Origin of the sequence: Hymenobacter sp. B1770 (assembly GCF_049896385.1) — a bacterium.
In the GTDB taxonomy this organism is placed as follows: Bacteria; Bacteroidota; Bacteroidia; order Cytophagales; family Hymenobacteraceae; genus Hymenobacter.
Map to the genome: position 1 here is coordinate 1 of NZ_JAFCUF010000087.1, position 583 is coordinate 583.

General features: G+C 65.7%; 1 protein-coding gene. It reads left to right on the top strand.

Annotation, left to right across the window (positions count from 1 at the left end; all coding sequences use genetic code 11):
- On the top strand, window positions 1–583 hold a 583-nt coding region (locus ACP7AJ_RS21605; protein ID WP_426062311.1), incomplete at both ends, for a sigma 54-interacting transcriptional regulator.

Here is a 583-nt window from a genome sequence, read left to right on the forward strand (position 1 = left end):
CTGTTTGCCTTCGAGCACATCGAGGAACTGCGCACCCAGCTGGAACAGGAGAAAACCTACCTGATGGACGAAATCAGCACCACGGCGCGCTTCGAAGACTTTGTGGGCCAGAGCGCGGTGATGCAGCAGGTGCAGCAGCGCATCCGGCAAGTGGCCCCTACCGACACCACGGTGCTCATCAGTGGGGAGACCGGCACCGGCAAAGAGCTGGTGGCGCGGGCCGTGCACAACCGCTCGCCCCGCAAGGAGCGCGCCCTCATCAAGCTGAACTGCGCGGCCCTGCCCGCGCAGCTCATCGAGAGCGAATTGTTCGGCCACGAAAAAGGCGCGTTCACCGGCGCCCACGACCGGCGCATCGGCAAGTTTGAGCTGGCCGAGGGCGGGACAATTTTCCTCGACGAGGTGGGCGAGCTCCCGCTGGATTTGCAGGCCAAGCTGCTGCGCGTGCTGCAAGAGAAGGAGTTTGAACGCGTGGGCGGGCGGCGCGTCCTCCGGGCCAACGTGCGGGTCATTGCCGCCACCAACCGCGTGCTGGAAGAAGAAGTCGCGGCCGGCCGCTTTCGGGCCGACCTGTACTACCGCC